Genomic DNA, 17953 nt, shown 5'->3' with positions numbered 1-17953 from the left:
ACCTAGGAGATTCCCGTGACCGAAACAGCAAGCGCAGCAAAAACCGTCTGGCCGCTCTCCGGATTCGGCGATGAAGTGGATCCCGACCCCGCCATCCAGGCCGCAGTCCTGCTGGCTCTCGGGGCCCGCCACATTGAAGTGCGCAGCGCCTGGGGTGTCAACGTTTCCGAGCTGACCCCGGAACAAGTTTCTGAGCTGAAGGAGATCCTGGATGAGAAGGGGCTCAAGGTCTCGGCCGTGGCGAGCCCCATCGGCAAGGTGGCCATCGGCCTGCCCGTAGAACACGAGGTGGAGCGCCTACGCCAGATCATCTCCGTTGCCAAGGGCCTGGACACCACATACATCCGGATCTTCTCCTTCTACCCGGCCGAAGGGCAGAGCCCGGAGGACATCCGCGAGGACGTCATCACGCGCATGCGGGCGCTCGCCGCGGAAGCCGAGAGCGCCGGCGTCGTACTTCTGCATGAGAACGAAAAGGACATCTACGGAGATACGCCCCAGCGGGTCCTGGACATCATGGAATCGGTGGACTCTCCCGCCCTGCGGGTCGCGTGGGACAACGCCAACTTTGTCCAGGTGGGCGTCCGTCCGTTCACCGACGGCTACGCCATGCTCCGCCCGTACCTTGAATACCTGCAGGTCAAGGACGCCGTGATGGCCACCGGCACCGTGGTGCCATCCGGCGAAGGGGACGGCGAGCTGGATGCCACCATCGCGGCACTGAAGGCTGACGGCTACTCAGGCTTCGCCTCCCTCGAGCCGCACCTCGCGAGCGCCTTTGAACTTGGCGGTTTCTCCGGCCCGGTGGCGTTCGGCGTCGCCGCCCGCGCCTTTGCCTCGCTGGCGGCAAAGAACGGAATTGAACTTTCGTGACCGGCCTCAAGGCCGCGGTCATCGGCTGCGGTGACGTGTCAACCGTCCATTTCGAGGCCATCGCAAAGCTCGACGGCGCGCGGCTGGCGGCAGTGTGCGACACGGACCCCGCCCGGCTGGCGGCCGCCACTGCAGCCTATGGAGTGCCGGGATTCCCTGACCACCTGCGCCTCATCGAGGCCATCGGACCGGACGTTGTCCACATCACCACGCCGCACAACAAACACGCGTCCATCGCGGTGGACTGCCTTGACCGCGGCGTCAGCGTCATTGTGGAAAAGCCGTTGGCCCACACGTTGGCGGAAGGAAACCGCCTGGCGGAGGCGGCCAAGGCGAGTTCCGCCAAAATCGCCGTCTGCTTCCAAAACCGCTACAACGCGACCTCGCAGGCCATGCACGCACTGCTGTCTTCGGGTGAACTGGGTGCAATCGTGGGTGCTTCAGCCACCGTTTTGTGGCACCGTGACGCCGACTACTACCGCAGCCGGCCCTGGCGCGGCACCTGGGAGGGCGGGGGTGGCGGGCTCATGATGAACCAGGCAATCCACACCGTTGACCTCTTGCAGTGGCTGGTGGGAGAGGTGGTCTCCCTGTCCGGAAATGCTTCCACCCGGTTCCTGGGCGACACCATCGAGGTGGAGGACACGACGGAATTTGTTGCGCTGCATGCGAACGGTGCCAGGAGCGCTTTTTATGCCACCCTCGCCAACGCCGTGAATGCTCCCGTCGCGCTGGACATCGTTGCCGAAAAAGCCACCCTCAGCCTGCGCGGGGACCTCACGGTCACCTACGCGGACGGCAGGGTGGAGGTAGTTCCAGAGCGCGTGGTGGAGTCGGGCGGACGCGCGTATTGGGGCGTCTCGCACGAGCTGCTCATCTCCGACTTCTATGCGCGGCTGCCTGAAGCCGGACCCTTCTGGATCGATTCCGCTGAAGCGGAGAAGTCACTGCGGATCGTCAAGGAAATCTACCGCCAGAGCTACCCCGAATTGACGGAGCTGGTGTCTTGAACACCGGCGCCGCAGTAAACATCCAAACGATCACAAGGGAGGGCTAAACAAATGGCCAACTCAGCCACAATCGGCGTTCAGGCAATGATGCTTAAGGACAGCTTCGCGGAGATCGGGCCGTTCGAAACGCTCCGCAAGGTCAGCGCCATCGGTTACAACGCCGTCGAAATTTCCCAAATCCCCATGACCCCGGACAACGTAGCCGAGCTGGACCGGTCCCGCGCCGAACTCGGCATGGACATCGCAGCCCTGTCAGTGATGCTGGAAAAGCCCGAAGGCCGCCCGGGCGAATCGCTCCGGAATGATTTCGACAAAATCGTGGACGATGCCCGGCGCCTGGATTCGAAGCTGCTGCGCATCGGCATGCTGCCCTTCCCGGCCATGAAGTCCATTGAGGCGGTGATCGACTTCGCCAAGGAAACCAACGGCTACGCCGAGCGGCTCCAGGAACACGGCATCAGCCTGTATTACCACAACCACCACATCGAGTTCGCGAAGTTCGACGGCAAGTACATGCTGGACATCATCGCGGAGAACTCCCCGGCCATGGGGATGGAAATCGATGTCCACTGGGTCCAGCGTGGCGGGCTCGATCCCGTCCGCACCATTGAAAAGTACGCCGACCGCACCGCCATGATCCACCTCAAGGACTACCGCATCGGCAGCATGCCCGAAGCCGCCTTCGACATGATGGGCAGCGGCGACTTTTCCGGCTTTATGCAGGAATTCAAGAACGTGGTCCAGTTCGCCGAAGTCGGCGAGGGAAACCTCGACTTCCCCGCCATCATCGCCGCCGCAGAGGCGGCCGGCGCCCGGTACATGCTGGTGGAGCAGGACGAACTGTATGGCCGCACCGTGTGGGGAGCACTGCAGACCTCGCACGACAACCTCGTGGCCATGGGGTTCGCAGACCGCTTCTGAGCGCCATCCCCCACTACCGGGATGTGCACCAAATTTTGGACAAAAGATTCGCAGGAAGACTAGGGAGTATCAGCACATGAGCAAGAAAGTACGCCTCGGCATCATCGGCCTGGGCCAGCAGGGCGGCGCCTACGCCAGGTTCATCACGGAGGGACTGGTTCCCAACATGGAGATCGGCGCCATCTGCGATATCGATCCCGCCAAAAAGGATCTCGCCGCCAGCACCTACCCGGACGTCCCCTTCCATGAGGACTACATTGCCATGCTGGAAAGCGGGGACGTCGACGCCGTCGTGACCTGCGTTCCCCACTTCCTGCACCCTGAGATGGGCATCGAGACGCTCAAGCGCAACATCCACGCGCTCGTCGAGAAGCCGGCCGGTGTGTACACGAAGCAGGTCAAGGCACTGAACGAGTTCGCGGCCAGCAAGCCCGAGCTCACTTTCGGCATCATGTTCAACCAGCGCAACAACCCGCTGTACCAGAGGCTCAAAGAGATTGTGGATAACGGCGAGATCGGCAAGATCCGCCGCAGCAACTGGATCATCACCAACTGGTGGCGTCCCCAGGGCTACTACAACTCCAGCGAATGGCGTGCCACCTGGGGCGGCGAGGGCGGCGGTGTCCTGGTCAACCAGGCGCCGCACCAACTGGACCTGTGGCAGTGGATCTGCGGCGTGCCCAGGTCCGTCTACGCCAAGGTTGCCTATGGGTTCCGCCGTGACATCGCCGTTGAGGACGAAGTGACGGCATTGGTGGACTACGGAGACGGCGTCACCGGAGTCTTTGTCACCGCCACGCACGATCTGACCGGCACCGACCGCTTCGAGATCCTGGGCGACCAGGGAAAGATCGTGGTGGAAGGCAGCAAGACCGCCACCGTCACCCGCCTGAACAAGCCCGAGCGGGAACTCAGTGACGGCATGGACATGGACGACGTCCGGAAGCTCTTTATGGGCGAACTGAACCCGGAGCAGTACTACACCACCGAGGTCATCGAGTTTGAGTCCGCGTGGGGCAGCCAGCACTCGGGGGTCCTGGAAAACTTCGCCGCCAACATCCTCGATGGCACTCCGCTGCTGGCGCCGGGCTCTGACGGCATCAACGGCGTCCGCCTGGCCAACGCCATCCACCTCTCCAGCTGGACGGGCAAGGAAGTGGGGCTGGACTTCAATGAGGACGAGTTCCTGGCCGAACTGAACAAGCGGATCTCCGAAGAGGGCAAGTTCGCACAGCGGTCCTGACCTGCTTTCTCGCTAGGATGGGGCGGTGACTGAACCCACGGCGCCACACGCCGCCCCATCTTCCGGTCCCGGCAAAAAGCCCGGCCGTGCCGGAAAGTCCCATGCGACGATCTACGACATCGCCAAAGTGGCCGGCGTCAATCCCTCCACGGTCTCCCGTGCCCTCAGTAAGCCGGGCCGGGTCAGCGCCAAAACGCAGAAGCTCATTGAGGAAGCCGCCGCCGGCCTGGACTACCAGGTCAACCCCTTTGCCCGGGCCCTTCCCACCGGCCGGACCAACACGTTCGGGCTGATCGTCGCGGACATCACCAACCCGACATTTTTCGACATCATCCGCGGTGCCGAGACCACTGCAACCGGCCGGGATTACACCTTGGTCCTGGCCGAGTCGGCGGAATCCCCGGCCACCGAACTGACAGCCGCCCGCAGGCTGATGGCCACGGTGGACGGCCTCATCCTGGCGAGCCCGCGCATGGACGATGACAACATCCGCGCCCTGGCGCTGGCCAAGCCCGTGGTGGTTATCAACCGTGAGGTCGAGGGCATTCCGTGTGTAGTTCCTGACGTCAACAAGGGAATCGGTGAGGCCGTCCGCAGCATGGCCTCCAACGGCCACAGGAAAGTGGCGTATGTGGCGGGCCCGCCGCAGTCCTGGATGTCGGAGCGGCGCTGGGAAGGCGTGCAGGCAGCCTGTGAATGGTCGCGGCTGGAGGCCGTGCGCCTGGAGTCGTCCAAGCCAACGGTCGACGGCGGCCGGCAGACCGCGCGGGACGTCCGCGCCAGCGGTGCCACGGCAGTCCTGACCTACAACGACCTCCTGGCCATCGGGCTGATGCAGGAGCTGCAGGCTGCCGGGATCGTGGTGCCGGACCAGATCAGCATCGTGGGCTTTGATGACATCTTCGGCGCGGACTTCACCACGCCGCCGCTCACCACGGTCCGCTCCCCGCTGGGGGAGTGCGGCGAAGCTGCTGCAGGCCGCCTGCTCGACCTGCTGGGCGGAAGCGGTGAGGCGGCCGGCACCTTGCGCGTGGAAACCGAGCTGGTGCTGCGTGGTTCCAGCGGGAGATTTGTGGCCTGACGGCATGTCCTGATGGCCGTTCCGCCATTTGGCAATTCATGGCAACCGGTTGACAAACAGTGGGCCCAAGCCCGAATATTGTGCTATGTCACAGTCGATTGCTGCCAACCCAGACAGGCTCCTGCCCGCGGATCCAGGAACGCGCAGCATCGCGCGCGACCTCCTGCAGCGTGTCCAGGACCTCCCCATCATCTCCCCGCATGGCCACGTTGACGCTGCTGTCATCGAACACAACAGTCCCTTCCCGGATCCGGCCGCCCTGCTCGTCAGCCCGGACCACTACGTCACCCGCCTGATCCACGCCAGCGGCGTGCCCCTGGACCAGCTGCGCGGCTCCCATTCCTCGCAGCCGGATTCCCGCGGCGTCTGGCGTGAATTCTGCAAGGCCTGGCCACTTTTCGACGGGACGGCCTCGGGCTACTGGCTGCGTACGCAGTTCGACAGTGTTTTCGGGCTGGAGCACGAAATCAGCGCCGAGACCGCCGACGCCAGCTACGATGCCATTTCCGCCAGGCTCCTGGAGCCCGGCTTCCGGCCACGCCAGCTGTTCAAGGACTTCAACATCGAGGTCCTGGCCACCACCGACGATCCGCTGGATACCCTTGACAGCCACAAGGCAATCGCCGACGACCCCACCTTCAGCGGCCGTGTCCTGCCGACCTTCCGTCCGGATGCGTACCTGAACATTGCGCACCCCACCTGGTCGGACAACGTTGACCGCCTGGTTGCCGCTGCCGGCGATAGCGGTTCGGGATACAAGGGATACATCACCGCCCTGGAGAACCGCCGCCACCACTTCGTGGACCGCGGCGCCGTTTCCGCCGACCATGGTGTCCGCACGCCGGCCACGCTGAAGCTGGACGACGCCGAAGCGCAAAAGCTCTTCGAACGCGCCCGCTCCGGCCAGGCAACAGCCCAGGACCGCGACGATTTTGAAGCCCACATGATGTACCAGATGGCCCGGATGTCCGTGCAGGACGGCCTGGTCATGACCATCCACCCGGGCTCATACCGCAACCACCACGAGCCCACGTTCAACGTGTACGGTGCTGACACCGGCCACGACATTCCCTTCGCCATCAACTACACCGAAGCCATCAGGCCCCTGCTGCAGGACTTCGGCACCGCCAAGGACTTCCACCTGGTGCTGTTCACCCTTGATGAGACCGTGTTCTCCCGCGAGCTCGCGCCGCTGGCAGGTTTTTATCCGGCCGTCTATCTTGGCGCCCCCTGGTGGTTCCTGGATGCCCCGGACGCCATGCTGCGCTTCCGGTCCGCCGTGACCGAAACTGCCGGATTCTCGCGTTCCTCCGGGTTCATCGACGACACCAGGGCCTTCTGCTCCATCCCTGCCCGTCACGATGCCTCGCGCCGGATCGAAGCGTCCTTCCTGGCCCGGCTCGTGGCGGAACACCGCGTCAGCGAGGACCGCGCCCATGAACTGATCGTCGACATCGTCGACGGATCCCCGCGCAGGGTCTTCAAGCTGTGACCGCCGAACATGCCGGTCTCCCGCAGCTGAACCGGACCCTGCATCCTTCCCCGAAGCCGCCGGTGCGGATTGTGCACCTGGGACTGGGCGCCTTCCACCGCTCACACCAGGCCTGGTACACCCATAAGGCCGCGGACGCCGCCGAGTGGGGCATTGCAGCCTTCACGGGCCGCCGCCCCGACGCCGCCCTGGCCCTCGCGGAGCAGGACGGCCTTTTCACCCTTGTGGAGCGAGCGGACAGCGGGGACTCGTTCACCGTCGTCGGCAGTATTGCCGAGGCCGTGGACGGCGCGGACGTGAAGCGCCTGGCCGAACTGGTATCGGCTCCGGCCACCGCAGTCATCACACTGACCATCACCGAGGCGGCGTACCGGCTGGGCACCGATGGGCAGCTTGACGCCTCAGCGCCCGACGTCGTCGCCGACCTTGCGCTGCTGGGTTCCGGCGGTGCGCCGTCGACGCCGCTGGGCAGGCTCGTGTTTGCCCTCGCCGCGCGCCGTGCATCCGGTGCGGGCCCGCTCGCTGTGGTCTGCTGCGACAACCTTTCGGACAACGGCACCGTGGCCCGCAACGCGGTTGCGGGGTTGGCCCGGGCCTGGGATACGGGCCTGGGCGCCTGGATTGCTGAGAATGTCAGTTTTGTCAGCACGTCCGTGGACCGCATCACGCCGCGCACCACGGACGCCGATATCGACGCCGTCGCCCAGGCCTGCGGATACCGCGACAACTCACCCGTGGTTGCCGAGCCCTTCGCCAACTGGGTGCTCAGCGGCGAATTCCCCGCCGGCCGTCCGCGCTGGGAAGACGCCGGCGCCGTATTCGTTGACCACATCGAGCCATATGAGAACCGCAAGCTGTGGCTGCTCAACGGCGCCCACTCCCTGCTGGCATATGCAGGCCAGCTCCGCGGGCACACTACGGTGGCAGAGGCCCTTGCGGACGCTGTCTGCCTGGACGCCGTGGAACGCTTCTGGGACGAGGCCGAGGCGAACCTGTCCAGTGCCGGGGCAGGCGGTGCGGACCTGCAGATCCCCGCCTACCGCGCGGCGTTGCTGGACCGCTTCAGCAACGCCCGGATCGCCCACCACCTGGCACAGATTGCCATGGATGGCAGCACCAAACTGCGGATGCGGGCCGTGCCGGTGATGCTGGCCGAACGGTCGCAGGGCCGGTCCGGCGCTGCCGCGGCACTCATGATTGCTGCCTGGGCGGATTTCAGTGCCGCAGCGGAGACGGTCCAGGATCCGTTGGCAACTGAGGTGGCCGCGGCAAACCGCCTGTCCGGAACAGAGCGCGTACGCGCTTTGCTGGCGCTGGTGGATCCGGCGGCCGCCGCGGATGCCGCCGTCGTCGAACTGGTGACTGGCCTGCTCGGGACGTTCGTGGCGGCTGCCCCGGCCACGTAACCCGCAGGATGCCACGCGCTGCCCGGTCCATGCTGATGGAGCGGGCAGCGCTTTTTCATGAAGTTTCAACAAAAATATATGGCAACCGCTTGCCATTACGTTGCCAAGTGACTACGATTACATACAGCGGAAAACACGTGGCGGCACTCGCCGGCTGAGGAAGAAACCAGCCCGGCATCGCCAGGATCCACCGTTCATAGCATTTCAATAGTTCGCCGGCCTTCAGGGCGGCAGCGGGTAAAGGAGCCCAAATTATGAAAAAGCTGAACAAGCTCAGCATCGTCGGCTATGGAGCCGGCGACGCCGCCAACAACCTTGCTTTTACCACTGCCACCATGTTCCTGCTGGTCTATTACACCGATGTGGCCGGGATTTCAGCCGCCGCAGCAGGAACCCTGCTCCTGGTGGTCAGGCTCTTCGATGCCTTCGCCGATGTTTTCGCCGGCCGGATTGTGGACCGCACCTTCAGCAAGCGGTTCGGTAAGTTCCGCCCCTTCATCATGTTCGGATCCATCCCGCTGCTCCTGCTGAGCGTGGCAACGTTCTCGGTTCCCCAGCTGGGGGAGTCCGGAACCCTGCTGTACGCCTACGTCACCTACGCGGCCCTGGGGCTCGCCTACAGCCTGGTCAACATTCCGTACGGATCGCTGGCCGGGGCAATGACCCAGGACCCGGGCGAGCGCGCCAAGCTGGGCTCGGCACGCATGGTCGGCGCACTCCTGGTGGGCTCCAGCCTGGGCATCTTCGTGGCTCCTCTGATCAAGCCGGGCGCCGATCTCCAGGCGACCTTCACCACCATCACCCTGATCTTCGTGGTGATCGGTGCGGCACTCTACTTCTTCACTGCCCTGACCGCCAAGGAGCGCGTCCACCGCGATGTCCCCAAGGTGACCTTCAAGCAGAGCGTGGACACCCTCAAGACCAACAAGCCGCTTCTGATGCTCTGCCTCAGCTCCTTCTTCTTCCTCTCCGGCTACCTCGCGCTGACCTCGGTACAGCTGTACTACCTGCGCGACGTCCTGGGCCGCCTGGACCTCTACCCGGTGCTGTCCATCATCCAGCTGGCGCTGACCTTCGTCCTCGCCGCCTTTATGCCGCGGCTGGTGCGGAGCATCGGTAAGAAGAGCGTCTACATCTATTCTTCCTTCATCACTGTCGCCGGCGGCGTGATCATCTTCTTCGCCCCGGCCGGCCAGATCTGGATCGGCTTCAGCGGTCTCGTGATCAGCCTCGTAGGCGTCCTCGCCGTCAACATCGTGGTCTGGGCCCTCGAAGCGGACACCGTGGAGTACGGCGAGTGGAAGACCGGTGTCCGCACCGAGGGAATCACTTACGCCCTGTTCTCCTTCACCCGGAAGTCCGGCCAGGCCGTGGGCGGCGCCCTGGCCGCGTACGCCCTTGCACTCGGTGGCTACAAGTCCGGAGCCGCCCAGACCGCAGAGGCCCTGTTCGGTATCCAGGTTGCCGCCGGTGCAATCCCCGCCGTCCTGACAATCCTTGCGGTATTGGTCATGTCCAAGTACAAGTTGACTGATGCCAAGCATGCGGAGATCCTCAGCGAGATCAGGGCACGCCGGACCAACCCGGCTGCTGCAGGCGGCCCGGCGGACGCCAACGGTGGCACCGTCGCCCCCAAACCCCTGGCATCAAACTCCAACTAAGAGCACCTGACCTGAAGTCCTTGAAAGGATCTGCCGTGAAAATCATTGCCGCCGAAGTTTTCGTGACAAGCCCGTCCCGTAACTTCGTGACCCTGCGCATCACTACGGACGACGGGGTTACCGGCATCGGTGACGCCACCCTGAACGGCCGCGAACTGGCTGTCGCCGCGTACCTCAAGGAGCATGTTGCGCAGCTGCTGATCGGCAAGGATCCGCACAAGATCGAGGACACCTGGCAGTTCCTGTACCGCAGCTCCTACTGGCGCCGCGGGCCGGTCACCATGGCGGCCATCGCCGCCGTCGACATGGCCCTGTGGGACATCAAGGGCAAGATGGCCAACATGCCCGTCTACCAGCTCCTCGGCGGTGCTTCACGCAACGGCCTGCGGGCCTACGGCCACGCTTCGGGCGCAGACATCGAGTCCCTGTTCGATTCGGTCCGCGAGCACCTGGAACTTGGCTACAAGTCGGTCCGAATCCAGACCGCGGTTCCCGGCATCAAGGCCGTCTACGGCGTTGCCGCCCAGGCCCAGGCCTCGGGTGAACGCTATGACTACGAGCCCGCCGGCCGCGGTGCCTTCCCGGTGGAAGAGGACTGGGACACCCGTGCGTACCTGCGCCACCTTCCCACCGTCTTCGAAGCAGTGCGCAACGAGTTCGGCCCCGAACTGCCACTGCTCCACGATGGACACCACCGCATGACCCCCATCCAGGCAGCCAAGCTCGGAAAGGCGCTGGAACCGTATGACCTGTTCTGGCTCGAGGACTGCACCCCGGCAGAAAACCAGGAGGCCCTGCGCCTGGTCCGCCAGCACACCACCACGCCCCTGGCCATCGGTGAAATCTTCAACACCGTGTACGACTACCAGACCATCATCAAAGAACAGCTGATCGACTACGTCCGCGCCGCGTCCACCCACTTCGGCGGCATCTCCCCGCTGAAGAAGGTCATGGACTTCGCCGCCCAGTACCAGATCAAGTCCGGCTTCCACGGACCCACGGACATCTCCCCGGTGGGCTTCGCGGCCCAGTTGCACGTGGGCCTGGCCATCCACAACTACGGCATCCAGGAGTACATGCAGCACTCCGACAAGACCAACGAGGTCTTCGAGCAGTCCATGACCTTCGTGGACGGCTACCTGCACCCGGGCGACAAGCCCGGCATCGGCGTCGAATTCAACGAGGAAGCCGCGGCGGCCTACCCCTACCAGCAGGCCTACCTGCCCTACAACCGCCTTGTTGACGGTACCGTCCATGACTGGTGAGGCACGGCCGGTGGCCAGCAACCCATCAGCCCCACACGAAGAGACGGCTGCCGGTTCCAGCATCCGCGTCATTGTCATGGGTGTCTCCGGCTGCGGCAAGACCACCATCGGTGACCTCGTGGCCCGCGAACTGGGCGTTCCGTTCCTGGACGGCGATTCGCTGCACCCCGTGGAGAACGTCGCCAAGATGGCCGCCGGTACGCCCCTGACGGACGAGGACCGCTGGCCGTGGCTCGCCACCGTGGGGTCCAGTCTTGCGGCTGCGGGCGACGGCGGCCTGGTGCTGGCGTGTTCGGCGCTCCGCCGCAGCTACCGTGACGCCATCCGCGCCCAGGCGCCGGACACCATCTTCCTTCACCTGCATGGCAGCAAAGAGGTGCTGAGGGCACGGACTGAAGGGCGCTCAGGACACTTCATGCCGCCCGCCCTGCTTGATTCCCAGCTCGCAACGCTTGAGCCGCTCGAATCGGACGAGGCTGGAGTGGTGGTGGACATCGCCGCCCCCGTGAACCGGGTGGTGACTGACGCGCTGGCAGGCATTGCCGCCGCCGCGAAGGAAGCAGCACCGGCTTCCGCCGGCGCCGCCACGGGTGCCACCGGCACCCAGCCCCGGCAGTTCGACGTCGACCTCCAGGCTGCTCCGTTCAACCTCGATGACTCAGCCGTTGAGTGGGTCAACACCACACTGGCGGGGATGACCCTCGAGGAAAAAATCGGGCAGCTTTTCATCAATCACAACAACGACTACTCCCCGGAGTACCTCGATGGTGTGCTGGAGAACTACCACGTGGGCGGCATGCGCTACCGTCCGGGACCCTCGGCAGCGGTGCAGGAGCACATCCGCTACGCACAATCGAAGTCCAAGGTGCCGCTGCTGGTGGCGTCCAACCCGGAAATGGGTGGGGCTGGAAGCTGCGATGACGGCACGTTCGTGTCCACGCACCTGCAGGCAGGGTCCCACCCGGACAAGTCCATCGCACGCCAGATGGGACAGGTGGCCGGCGTCGAAACCGCGGCGCTTGGCTGCAACTGGGCCTTCGCTCCGATCGTGGACATCCACTACAACTGGCGGAACACGGTCATTTCCACCCGGGCCTTCGGAAACACCCCGGAGATCGTGGTGGAACGGGCGAAGGAGTACTTCGACGGCATCAGCGAAGCTCCGACGGCCTGCGCCATGAAGCACTTCCCCGGTGACGGCATCGATGAACGGGACCAGCACGTGGTCACGTCCTACAACACCCTCGGTTATGACGAGTGGAACCGGACATACGGTCACGTGTACCGCGAGATGATCGGGCACGGCGTGCAGTCCATCATGATCGGGCACATCGGGGCGCCGGAGCTTTCCCGGCACTTCCGCCCCGGAATCCCGGATGCGGACATCATGCCCGCCACCCTGTCACCGGAACTGCTGCAGGACCTGCTGCGCGGCGAGCTCGGTTTTAACGGGCTGATCCTCACGGATGCCTCGCAGATGATCGGCCTGACCCAGGCGATGAAGCGCAAGGACCTTGTCCCCGCCACGATCGCCGCCGGTTGCGACATGTTCCTGTTCTTCCGCAACGCGGCCGAGGACTTCACGTACATGCTGGACGGCTACAAGTCCGGTGTCATCACCGAGCAGCGCCTGAACGACGCGCTGCGCCGGATCCTTGCCCTCAAGGCGAGCCTGGGCCTGCACCGCAGGGAACGCAGCGAACTGGTTCCGCCGGTGGAAGCGCTGGCTGCCATTGGCAGCGACGCCCACCGGGCCATCGCGGCAGGCATTGCGGACAAGACCGTGACGCTGGTCAAAGACACCGCCAACAACCTTCCCATCACCCCGGAAACCCACCAGCGGATCCGCTTGTACGGCATCTCCGGCGGCTCCGACTTCACGATGGCGGATCCGCTGGCTTACCTGGACGTGGTGGCTGAGGAACTGGAGCGGGCAGGCTTCGAGGTGCACGTCTTCAAAACAGCCGCGCAGCGCAAGGCAGCAGGGGAAGAGGGCGTGAACTTCATGTCTGTCATCTCCGAGGAAGCAACGGGGGACTACGCGGAGAAATACGACGCCGCGTTTGTGTTCGCAAACGTCAAGGGCTTCGCCCAGGAAGCGGCCATCCGGATCAAGTGGTCCACCCCGATGGCAGCCGAAATTCCCTGGTACGTCACTGAGGTCCCCACGGTGTTTGTCTCGCTGAACCAGCCCAACCACCTGATCGACGTGCCGATGGTCAAGACCGCCATCCACGCCCATGCAGGATCCGTGGAGGCCATCCGCGCCACGATTGAAAAGATCATGGGCAAATCGGAGTTCCAGGGGACGTTCAACGAGAACGTCTTCTGCGATTCCTTCGACACCAGGCTGTAGCGGGCTCAGTACACGCTCAGGCCGCACGCGCACCAATTGCGCGTGCGGCCTTTGTGTGTGCGGCGTAGCGTGGGGGCATGAAGCGAACGGGGTGCGCTGTTGTCGGCGGGGGACCTGCGGGCATGATGCTTGGCCTGCTGCTGGCCCGGGCCGGGGTGCAGGTCACCGTCCTGGAAAAACACGGCGATTTCCTCCGGGATTTCCGCGGCGACACCGTGCACGCCTCCACCGTGAGGCTCATTGACGAGCTGGGCCTGGGCGAGGGATTCCGCAACCTACCGCAGAGCCGGCTGACGAGGGTCGCCTTTCCCATCCCCGGTGCCGGCCTGGTCACGCTCGGCGATTTCACCTCACTGAAGCCCCCGTACAACTACATTGCCATGATGCCGCAATGGGACTTCCTGAACTTCCTGGCCACTGAGGCCGCCCGCGAACCCTCCTTCACGCTCCTGATGGAGCATGAAGCGACGGCGTTGATCTACGACGGCGGTACGGTCGCCGGTGTCCGCTACCGGACCCGCCGGGGTTCTCAAGGCGGTTCGGGTCCTGGGGGTGAGGGTGCGGACGGCGAGCTGTACGCGGACCTCGTGGTGGCCACGGACGGGCGGCATTCGGTCCTGCGCCGGGCCGCCGGCCTGCAGCCGAAAGAGTACCCGGTTCCCTTCGACACCTGGTGGTTCAAACTGCTGCGCCATGCTTCGGAAAAGGGCGCAGTGGCGGGCATCGTGCCAGCCTTCCGGGGGAGCGAGGCGATGATCGCGCTGTTCCGCGATGACTACTACCAGATGGGGTACCTCGGCCCCAAGGGATCGGATACGCGGATCCGCGCAGAAGGGGTTGAACGCTTCAGGGAACGCGTGGCTGCCCTGCGCCCCGATCTGGCGGACCGTGTGGACGCAATCCGGACACTGGACGATCTTCACTGGCTGGACGTGCGGCTGGACCGGCTGCGGCGGTGGTACGTGGATGGGCTTTTGTGTATCGGCGATGCGGCCCATGCCATGTCCCCGGCGGGCGGCGTGGGCATCAATCTGGCCATCCAGGATGCGGTAGCGGCGGCGGACCGGCTGGCGCCGGTATTGCTCCGGGGGAGGGCACAGGTCAAGGACCTGGCGGCGGTTCAGCGGCGGCGGCGGCTGCCCACCGTGGTGCTCCAGACCGTACAGCGAATCATGCACCGGGCGGTGTTTGTTCCGCTGTTTGCCGGCAGGATGACCGGGCCGCCGCCCGTCCTGCTGTTCTTTGTCCGGCATGCCCCCGTGGTCCGGCGGCTCCTGCCCCGGCTGATCGCGTTCGGACCCAGGCCCGAGCACGCACCCGCCTTTGCCCGAGCCACTAAACTGGACCCCATGACTTCCCCTACTGACACTGCAGTTGACGCTGCCGCCGCACGTGCCCGCCTGCTGGAACTGATCAAGGAACTCGCCGTGGTCCGCGGCAAGGTGATCCTGTCCAGCGGTGCTGAGGCTGACTACTACATCGACCTCCGCCGCATCACGCTGCACCACGAAGCCTCCAAGCTGGTGGGCCAGGTCATGCTCTCACTGGTGGACGACGCCGGGATTGACTTTGAGTGCGCCGGCGGACTGACCATGGGTGCTGACCCCGTGGGCACCGCCGTGATGCACGCAGCTGTGGACGCCGGCCGCACCGTGGACGCGTTCGTGGTTCGCAAGGCGCAGAAGTCCTACGGCATGGGCCGCCAGGTGGAGGGCCCGTCCGTTGACGGCCGCAACGTGCTGGTCCTCGAGGACACGTCCACTACCGGCGGCTCCGCCCTGACCGCCGTCGAAGGCGTCCGCAAGGCCGGCGGCAACGTGGTTGCCGTCGCTGTGATCGTGGACCGCGATACGGGAGCCAAGGAAAAGATCGAGGCAGAGACCGGTGTGCCCTACCTGTTCGCGTTCGGCAAGGACGAACTGGGACTTTCCTGACCGGCTACCTGCCCGGCACCGGCACGCAGCCGGTGCCGGTTGGAAAGGTGCCGGCAAGGCCGGGCCGGTTGGACTGCCATACAGGGGTGTAATAAAATTGTCCAACCCCCCTTTTGCAGCCATTGGAGAACGCGCCATGCTCCCACCGGACCTCCCTTTGAACACCACCGAGCAGGTTCAGAACCTCATTCTGGACAGCGCCGACTTCGAGCAGTTCCTGAACGAGCTGGCCAGGTTTTCAGCCCACCAGATGGCAGGCGACGGCGACGACGCCCTCTGCGGCATCACCCTCCTCCGGGACCGCAAAGCGGCCACCATCGGCTGGAGCAGCGATTCGGCCCGCGAAGTGGACGAGATCCAGTACTCCCTGTCCCAGGGCCCGTGCCTGACTGCCGCGGAAGAGGAACGGGAAGTCAACGTCCCGGACCTCTTTGAGGAAGACCGGTGGGGTCCGGACTATGCCAACGCCGTGGCTGCCCACGGCCTGCGTTCGGTACTGTCGCTGCCGTTCAACCTCCAGGGGGAAGCGAAGGCGGCCCTGAACCTCTACTCCGACGTGCCACGCAAATTCGATGAACGTGCGGCAGCCAAAGCGCGCGGCTACACCAGGGAGATCTCCCAGGCCCTGCGGCTTGCGGTCAGGTTCTCGCTGCATACTGACAGCGCCGCGAACCTGCGTGCCACCCTGGAATCCCGGACCACGATCGATATCGCCGTGGGCATCGTGATGGCACAGAACCGGTGCAGCCAGGAAGCCGCTGTCCGGATCCTCACGGAAGCGTCGAGCAACAGCAACACCAAGCTCCGTAATGTCGCCAAGTCGTTGGTGGAGTCCGTGGGCGGGAATGCAACCCGCACCCACTACCAGGAGCCGGGAGAAGTGCAGGCAGGCTGACACCTGGTTGCCGCTTGTGCCGGGCCCCTGTCCGAAGATAGGCTCTACGAGGTTGAGCCGTCGGCCATAGACACCCTTAATTGGAGTACCTATGGACCGCTCATTGCACGCCCTCGTCACGCGTGACGTTCTCACGGACACCGTCCGGATTGACGTCCGCGGGAGCCTCAACGGGGAATCCCGCCCCTCGCTCGTCCACCTGATCACGCGCATCAGGGGAATGGGCCTTGCCTGCCACATTCGTGTAGACCTCTCCAGTGCCGCGCTCGTAGAGTCGGCGGCACTCGCCGGGCTCCGCAACGTACTCAACTCCGTGGACGAAGCGTCAGTCACCGGACTTTCGGGGGCTGGCGTCTCGCTGGTGCTCAGCGGCACGGCGGACGGGGCATCGCAGGGTGCCCGATCGGGCGGGCAGCTGCTCGTACTCACCGATGAACCCGCTGAGGCGCAGACCAATCCCGCCGACGCTCCTTTGATGGGTCAGGGGTTTACGGAATATACCGACGAGGAGCTCTTCACTGCCAGCGACTCACTCTTTGCGCTGCTGGACAATCCGGTGGCTTTCGGGGGTTCGGACCTGCTTGGCCGGTACAACGACGTCGGCGAGGAAATTTCACGCCGGAAACTCCTGGGCGCCCCTGGCGAGCCAGCCAGCGAACGCCTCTACGAGGCGGCAGGCGAAAACCAGGTCGCCAGCTGACCCGTCCCCCGGCGGCTCGGCCGGTTGGCTGCGCCCTCGGTTGGGCCGCGCCGCAGGTGAAGTGCCGGCCCTTGGTTTCCCGGAAGTTGCGGTGCCGGCTTCCGCTGTGGCTACGGTAGATGTGTGCCGTACAGGGCGGAAGACCCGCAGGAAAAACCTGAACAGCCGGGAATCGACCACGCCCGGCTGCTGGCCGGCGCGGCCTCCCTCAAGCGGTTCTCGCGCCGGGGCTTCCTGTCCGGTGTCGGGGCATCAGCGGTCTTGGTGGGGGACATGCTGGTCACCCGTACGGTGCAGGCCGAACGGCGCGTCAACAGGATCCTCCCGGTGGCGGACGACTTCGCGGACGCCTACTATCCGGATGCCAGCTGGTTTCTTTTCCCCGGCTACAAGACGAGCTGGGAAGAGGCGCAGTGGATCCTGAACGCCCTGCGCGGCGCGCTCAACCAGCGTGGCCGGCTCGCCGCCGTCGGCTATTCCAACCAGGGGCTGGACATTGACGGGCTGGTCATCGAAGTGATCCAGCATGTCAGGGCCAACAAGCTCACCAAGCTGTTTTTCTACGGCCACAGCTTCGGCGGCATGGTGGCCACCCAGGTGGCGGCCCGGCTCCGCGAACTCCATGGTGTCGAAGTGGCGTTTATCGTTCTCGACTCAAGCCCGTACAGCAAGTTCGACGTGCTCGACCAAAGCTGGTTCGACGGCGTCGTGTTCCTGTACGAACACGGCTTCCGTGTCCCGTCCGTGGTCCGCGGGGGCTACGAACTGGGGGAGCGGGTCATCCACAAGGACGAACGGAGCTGGCGGCAGATATTGGACCAGACGCTGGAGCAGTTATCGCCGATTGCCCCGTCAAGCGTGCTGATCCAGACGGAATCCGCCTACATCTACCACTTCAACGGCAGCAGATATGCGGAGAACCTGGGCGGAACCAAGATGGCTTACATCGGTAACCCCCGGGACGGGACCGTGAGCTACCCCACCGCGGTGGCAGCCTGGGCCACCGTTTTCCGTTCAAATATCGTCTCCACCCACCTCCAGACCGATGGTGCCTTGCCGGCGCACGCCAGCCCGGGCTGGAATCCCACCGTCTACCGGCCCATCCTGGAGCAGTTG

Annotated in this window: 14 protein-coding genes and 1 pseudogene; all 15 read left to right on the top strand. The window is 64.8% G+C overall.

Annotated elements, in window-relative coordinates; genetic code table 11:
• The first annotated feature begins 15 nt into the window (after window positions 1-15).
• Complete coding sequence (locus DBR22_RS21065) at window positions 16-873, top strand: sugar phosphate isomerase/epimerase family protein (RefSeq protein WP_108600593.1); 858 nt, start codon at window positions 16-18, stop codon at window positions 871-873.
• The gene (locus tag DBR22_RS21060; protein WP_108600592.1) at window positions 870-1883 is read left to right on the top strand and encodes a Gfo/Idh/MocA family protein; all 1014 of its coding nucleotides are present in this window, start codon (window positions 870-872) and stop codon (window positions 1881-1883) included. The genes DBR22_RS21065 and DBR22_RS21060 overlap by 4 nt, the downstream gene beginning before the upstream one ends.
• Before the next feature lie 51 nt (window positions 1884-1934).
• The gene (locus DBR22_RS21055) at window positions 1935-2804 is read left to right on the top strand and encodes a sugar phosphate isomerase/epimerase family protein (protein WP_258229355.1); all 870 of its coding nucleotides are present in this window, start codon (window positions 1935-1937) and stop codon (window positions 2802-2804) included.
• Between the two features lie 76 nt (window positions 2805-2880).
• On the top strand, window positions 2881-4047 hold the full coding sequence (locus DBR22_RS21050) for a Gfo/Idh/MocA family protein (protein WP_108600591.1): 1167 nt from the start codon (window positions 2881-2883) through the stop codon (window positions 4045-4047).
• Between the two features lie 25 nt (window positions 4048-4072).
• Complete coding sequence (locus DBR22_RS21045; RefSeq protein ID WP_108600590.1) at window positions 4073-5128, top strand: LacI family DNA-binding transcriptional regulator; 1056 nt, start codon at window positions 4073-4075, stop codon at window positions 5126-5128.
• Between the two features lie 85 nt (window positions 5129-5213).
• Window positions 5214-6620 (top strand): glucuronate isomerase, encoded by a 1407-nt coding sequence (gene uxaC / locus DBR22_RS21040; protein WP_108600589.1) that lies wholly within the window; start codon window positions 5214-5216, stop codon window positions 6618-6620.
• Window positions 6617-8026 carry a mannitol dehydrogenase family protein gene (locus DBR22_RS21035; protein WP_108600588.1) on the top strand — a complete coding sequence of 470 codons (1410 nt, stop codon included), beginning with the start codon at window positions 6617-6619 and terminating at the stop codon, window positions 8024-8026. Before uxaC ends, DBR22_RS21035 begins: the two co-directional genes overlap by 4 nt.
• A 254-nt stretch (window positions 8027-8280) precedes the next feature.
• Window positions 8281-9687, top strand: coding sequence for a glucuronide transporter (gene uidB, locus DBR22_RS21030; protein WP_108600587.1), 1407 nt, complete (start codon window positions 8281-8283; stop codon window positions 9685-9687).
• 35 nt (window positions 9688-9722) lie between these two features.
• Window positions 9723-10952, top strand: a complete 1230-nt coding sequence (gene manD, locus DBR22_RS21025) for a D-mannonate dehydratase ManD (protein ID WP_108600586.1) — start codon at window positions 9723-9725, stop codon at window positions 10950-10952.
• Between the two features lie 76 nt (window positions 10953-11028).
• Entirely contained in the window at window positions 11029-13308 is a 2280-nt protein-coding gene (locus DBR22_RS21020; protein WP_108600598.1) for a gluconokinase, GntK/IdnK-type, read from the top strand.
• Window positions 13309-13385: 77 nt separating this feature from the next.
• Window positions 13386-14579, top strand: a pseudogene (locus DBR22_RS21015) (FAD-dependent oxidoreductase); the annotation flags it as partial.
• A 78-nt stretch (window positions 14580-14657) separates the two neighbouring features.
• Window positions 14658-15242 (top strand): orotate phosphoribosyltransferase, encoded by a 585-nt coding sequence (gene pyrE / locus DBR22_RS24215; protein ID WP_219928151.1) that lies wholly within the window; start codon window positions 14658-14660, stop codon window positions 15240-15242.
• Between the two features lie 136 nt (window positions 15243-15378).
• Window positions 15379-16137 carry a GAF and ANTAR domain-containing protein gene (locus tag DBR22_RS21010; RefSeq protein WP_108600584.1) on the top strand — a complete coding sequence of 253 codons (759 nt, stop codon included), beginning with the start codon at window positions 15379-15381 and terminating at the stop codon, window positions 16135-16137.
• A 91-nt stretch (window positions 16138-16228) separates the two neighbouring features.
• The gene (locus DBR22_RS21005; RefSeq protein ID WP_181365275.1) at window positions 16229-16837 is read left to right on the top strand and encodes a hypothetical protein; all 609 of its coding nucleotides are present in this window, start codon (window positions 16229-16231) and stop codon (window positions 16835-16837) included.
• A gap of 123 nt (window positions 16838-16960) precedes the next feature.
• On the top strand, window positions 16961-17953 hold a 993-nt coding region (locus DBR22_RS21000; protein WP_108600583.1), incomplete at its 3' end, for a thioesterase domain-containing protein.

Source organism: Arthrobacter sp. HMWF013 (assembly GCF_003061105.1).
Lineage (GTDB): Bacteria > Actinomycetota > Actinomycetes > Actinomycetales > Micrococcaceae > Arthrobacter.
The sequence above is the reverse complement of the archived record's forward strand: the minus strand, read 5'-3'. Positions and strand labels throughout refer to the sequence as shown.

Coding starts and splice junctions, on each gene's coding strand:
- DBR22_RS21005 (WP_181365275.1), top strand. CDS start 16,229: ATGGACCGCTCATTGCACGCCCTCGTCACGCGTGACGTTCTCACGGAC.
- DBR22_RS21010 (WP_108600584.1), top strand. CDS start 15,379: ATGCTCCCACCGGACCTCCCTTTGAACACCACCGAGCAGGTTCAGAAC.
- DBR22_RS21050 (WP_108600591.1), top strand. CDS start 2,881: ATGAGCAAGAAAGTACGCCTCGGCATCATCGGCCTGGGCCAGCAGGGC.
- DBR22_RS21055 (WP_258229355.1), top strand. CDS start 1,935: ATGGCCAACTCAGCCACAATCGGCGTTCAGGCAATGATGCTTAAGGAC.
- uxaC (WP_108600589.1), top strand. CDS start 5,214: ATGTCACAGTCGATTGCTGCCAACCCAGACAGGCTCCTGCCCGCGGAT.
- pyrE (WP_219928151.1), top strand. CDS start 14,658: ATGACTTCCCCTACTGACACTGCAGTTGACGCTGCCGCCGCACGTGCC.
- uidB (WP_108600587.1), top strand. CDS start 8,281: ATGAAAAAGCTGAACAAGCTCAGCATCGTCGGCTATGGAGCCGGCGAC.
- DBR22_RS21020 (WP_108600598.1), top strand. CDS start 11,029: ATGGGTGTCTCCGGCTGCGGCAAGACCACCATCGGTGACCTCGTGGCC.